This window comes from Mesorhizobium sp. M7A.F.Ca.CA.004.06.1.1 (assembly GCF_003999135.1).
Classification (GTDB): Bacteria; Pseudomonadota; Alphaproteobacteria; order Rhizobiales; family Rhizobiaceae; genus Mesorhizobium.
Window position 1 is genome coordinate 1 of sequence record NZ_RZPQ01000580.1, and the last position, 3826, is coordinate 3826.

6 protein-coding genes are annotated in these 3826 nt (G+C 63.3%); 2 read left to right on the forward strand and 4 right to left on the reverse strand.

The genetic code is table 11. From position 1 onward, the window contains the following. Positions 1-1237: dihydroxy-acid dehydratase (locus tag EN906_RS26105; protein WP_127375481.1), on the forward strand; the 1237-nt coding region annotated here is incomplete at its 5' end. Beyond that, entirely contained in the window at positions 1224-2063 is an 840-nt protein-coding gene (locus tag EN906_RS26110; RefSeq protein ID WP_127270686.1) for a tetratricopeptide repeat protein, read from the forward strand. The genes EN906_RS26105 and EN906_RS26110, both read left to right, overlap by 14 nt. Before the next feature lie 48 nt (positions 2064-2111). On the opposite strand, the gene EN906_RS26115 is transcribed toward EN906_RS26110, so the two are convergent. The 4 genes from EN906_RS26115 to EN906_RS38500 all read right to left on the reverse strand — a co-directional run. Further along, positions 2112-2411: a hypothetical protein gene (locus tag EN906_RS26115; RefSeq protein WP_127270688.1), complete on the reverse strand. Its 300-nt coding sequence runs from the start codon at positions 2409-2411 to the stop codon at positions 2112-2114. Between the two features lie 88 nt (positions 2412-2499). Beyond that, positions 2500-3294 (reverse strand): exodeoxyribonuclease III, encoded by a 795-nt coding sequence (gene xth, locus EN906_RS26120; protein WP_127270660.1) that lies wholly within the window; start codon positions 3292-3294, stop codon positions 2500-2502. A gap of 17 nt (positions 3295-3311) precedes the next feature. After that, entirely contained in the window at positions 3312-3707 is a 396-nt protein-coding gene (locus EN906_RS26125; protein WP_127270658.1) for a VOC family protein, read from the reverse strand. A gap of 1 nt (position 3708) precedes the next feature. Continuing rightward, a partial coding sequence (locus EN906_RS38500; RefSeq protein WP_164777366.1) for an iron-sulfur cluster assembly accessory protein occupies positions 3709-3826 on the reverse strand: 118 nt, incomplete at its 5' end.

Genomic DNA, 3826 nt, shown 5'->3' on the forward strand with positions numbered 1-3826 from the left:
CCAGATCACCGTGCAGGATGTGTTCGAGGCGGTTGGCCAGCATTCGGTAGGCACCATCGATGATGCCGAACTTCTCGAAATCGAGCAGGCGGCCTGCCCGTCGGCCGGCTCCTGCGGCGCCCAGTTCACCGCCAACACCATGGCCACCGTCGCCGAGGCGATCGGCCTGGCGCTGCCCTATTCCTGCGGCGCGCCGGCACCCTATGAAATGCGCGACCGGTTCAATTTCGCCTCCGGCGAAAAGATCATGGAGCTGATCGCGAAAAATATCCGGCCGCGCGACATCGTCACTCTGAAGGCGCTGGAGAATGCGGCGACCGTGGTCTCGGCCACCGGCGGTTCGACCAACGCGGCACTGCATCTGCCGGCGATCGCCCACGAGGCCGGCATCAAGTTCGACCTGTTCGACGTGGCCAAGATCTTCGAGAAGACGCCTTACATCGCCGACCTCAAGCCGGGCGGCAAATATGTCGCCAAGGACATGTTCGAGGCCGGCGGCATTCCGCTGCTGATGAAGACGCTGCTCGACCACGGCTATCTGCATGGCGACTGCATGACCGTGACTGGCCGCACTTTGGCCGAAAACATGCAGCACGTTGTCTGGAATGAGCATCAGGATGTGGTCCGCCCGGCCAACACACCCATTACCCAAACCGGCGGTGTCGTGGGCTTGAAGGGAAACCTTGCCCCCGAAGGCGCGATCGTGAAGGTCGCGGGCATGGCGGAGTTGAAGTTCTCCGGCCCGGCACGCTGCTTCGATTCGGAAGAGGAATGTTTCGAGGCGGTGACGCATCGCAACTACAGGGAAGGCGAGGTTCTCGTCATCCGCTACGAAGGGCCGCGCGGCGGCCCCGGCATGCGCGAGATGCTGTCGACGACGGCAGCGCTGTACGGCCAGGGCATGGGCGGCAAGGTGGCGCTGATCACCGACGGGCGCTTTTCGGGCGCGACGCGCGGCTTCTGCATCGGCCATGTCGGCCCCGAAGCAGCCGTGGGCGGCCCGATCGGACTGCTCAGGGATGGTGACGTGATCTCGATCGACGCGGTGAACGGCACGATCGACGTGGCGTTGTCCGATAGCGAACTGGCGGCGAGGGCAAAGACATGGAAGGCGCGCACGACCGACTATCAGTCGGGCGCGATATGGAAATATGCACAGACGGTAGGGCCGGCGCGCGATGGCGCGGTGACCCATCCGGGCGGTGCGAAAGAAACACACTGTTATGCGGACATCTGAGTTGTTGAGGTCGTCTGTCTTTTCGGCACTGGTCGTGGCCGCCACATTTGGCGCGACCTTTGGCGCCGTGGGCCAGGCCATGGCCTTCGACGACAAGGTGTTCGACGACAAGACCGGGGTGAAGCCGCAATCCAGCCCCTGGGCGGTCTTCCAGTTCGGCTTCTCCGCCTACAAGAACGGCCACAAGGAACAGGCTGCCGAGGCCTACAAATACGCTGCCGAAAACGGCCAGATCGGTGCCACCTGGAAGCTTGCCCGCATGTATGCCGAGGGCGACGGCGTGGCGCGCGATGACTATGAGGCGTTCAAGTTCTTCTCCGAGATCGTTGACCAGGACGTCGAGCCCGGCTCGCCTGAGGAAAGCTATGTCTCCGACGCGCTGGTGGCGCTTGGCGACTATTTGCGCACGGGCATTCCCGGCAGCCCGGTCGCCGAGAACGAGGTGGCGGCCCAGGAATATTACATGCGCGCCGCCGCCAACTACCGCAATCCGAACGCGCAGTTCGAGATGGGGCAGATGTTCTTGAAGGGCGAGGGCGGCGTGAAGGCCAGTGTCAAGCAGGCCGGGCGCTGGTTCCAACTCGCCGCCGAGAAAGGCCATGCCGGCGCCCAGGCGACACTGGGCCATTTGTTGTTCCAGAGCGGCAAGATCGTTCGCGGCCTGGCGATGATGACGGCAGCGCTCGAACGCGCTTCGCCGGCTGACCAGCCCTGGATCCGCGGCATGCAGGAAGAGGCATTTGCCACCGCCGGCGAGGCCGACCGCCGCACCGCCATCTCGCTGGCCGATGATATCCTCACCAAGGGCAACAACGCGGACCAGTAGTCTCGCGGCTGCGTCAGCTTCACCAGCAGCACTCGATTTCGATCGCGATCAGTTCTCGATCGGCTCCGTCGGCACCATGCTGGGCGCCGGCGTCGAGATCGGCGTGACATGGGGGTGTGGCGCCAAGGTGTTTTCCGGGCAGCTATCCCCGATCTTCGTCCACGATGTGTTGTTGAGCACCATGTCGCAGCGGGCCAGATGGCTCCGGTCGGCAACCGTCAGGCAGGCGACCTGGCCAAGCTGGTAGGATTTTCCATTGGCCAAGCATTCCTGGTCGGCAAATGCCGCACCGGGAGCGGCCATGGCAAATGCCAGGCCGATCGGACAAAGATGAAATCGTGTGCTCATGGAACCCCAGCCGCCATGCTGGACCGCAATGAACGGCGCGAAATGTGGCGATATGAGGTCCAGCGCCTGCGTGCCCGGCGAGGTTCTCTCAGGCCGGCTGAAGCGCGAGATCGATCGCCACCGGGACGTGATCGGACGGTTTTTCCCAGGCGCGCACGTGCTTTTCGATCGACGCGGAAGAAAACCGGTTGGCGGCTTCCGGCGACAAAAGCAGGTGGTCGATGCGGATGCCGTTGTTCTTCTGCCAGGCGCCGGCCTGATAGTCCCAGAACGTGTAGGTGTCGTGCGCGTCGGTGACCGCGCGCACCGCCTCGGTGAAACCAAGGTTGAGCAGCCGGCGGAAGGCTTGTCGCGTCTGCGGCTGGAACAGGGCGTCGCCCAGCCAGTTCTCCGGAAACCGCGCGTCGATCCGCTCGGGAATCACGTTGTAGTCGCCGGCGAGCACCAGGGCCTCCTCAAGTCTCAGCCGTTCTTCGGCCCAGCGCTCCAGCCGCGCCATCCAGGACAGCTTGTAAGGAAACTTCTTCTCGTCATCGATCGGATTGCCGTTCGGCAGATAGAGCGAGGCGACGCGCAAGGCGCCCTTGTCGGTCGAGAAAACGCCTTCGATGAAACGCGCCTGTTCATCGGCATCGTCGCCGGGCAGGCCCCGGATGACTTCGTCGAAGCGCAGCTTCGACAACAGGGCCACGCCGTTGAAACCCTTCTGGCCATGGGTTTCGACATTGTAGCCAAGCGCCTCGATCTCGGCGCGCGGGAATTGCTCGTCGACGGTCTTGATCTCCTGCAGGCAGACGATGTCGGGTGCGCTCTCGGTCAGCCAATGGGTGAGATTGCCAATGCGGGCGCGGACACCGTTGATGTTCCAGGTGACGATTTTCATGGCGGTCTCGATGCTATTCAGTTGGATTCTTGCGGCGGATGGCGTTCGACGAGGCCAATCGTATTGCCAGCCGGGTCCTTTAGGAAGGCCATCCATTCGCTTTCCCCCGCTGGACCGAACTGGCCCTCCGTGTCGCGATGGACAAGTGTTGGCGGCGCGGTGAAGGGTACGCCTGCCGCGACCGCAGAGGCATGGAAGTCGTCGAGGCCGGATATGTCGAGATAGACGGTTCCGGCCGGTATGCCGTCAGTGAACAGCAGCCTGATATCGCCGGCCATGATGAAGGCGATGCCCGGCGGATCGAAGCGCGCATGAACCGCCATGCCGAGCACGTCGCGCCAGAAAGCCAGCGTGGTGTCGAGATCACGGCCAGCCGACAGCGCGATCTGACGGATCGCACTAATGGCAGGCATTCTATATGGAGAAACTCGTGCCGCAGCCGCAGGAGGCGACGGCGTTCGGATTGCGGATCTGGAACGACTGGCCCATCAGATCGTCGACGAAATCGATCACAGAGCCGCCCATATAGACC

Excerpts from the sequence above, each read along its gene's own strand:
- EN906_RS26110 (WP_127270686.1), top strand. The coding sequence starts at position 1,224 with ATGCGGACATCTGAGTTGTTGAGGTCGTCTGTCTTTTCGGCACTGGTC.
- EN906_RS26115 (WP_127270688.1), bottom strand. The coding sequence starts at position 2,411 with ATGAGCACACGATTTCATCTTTGTCCGATCGGCCTGGCATTTGCCATG.
- xth (WP_127270660.1), bottom strand. The coding sequence starts at position 3,294 with ATGAAAATCGTCACCTGGAACATCAACGGTGTCCGCGCCCGCATTGGC.
- EN906_RS26125 (WP_127270658.1), bottom strand. The coding sequence starts at position 3,707 with ATGCCTGCCATTAGTGCGATCCGTCAGATCGCGCTGTCGGCTGGCCGT.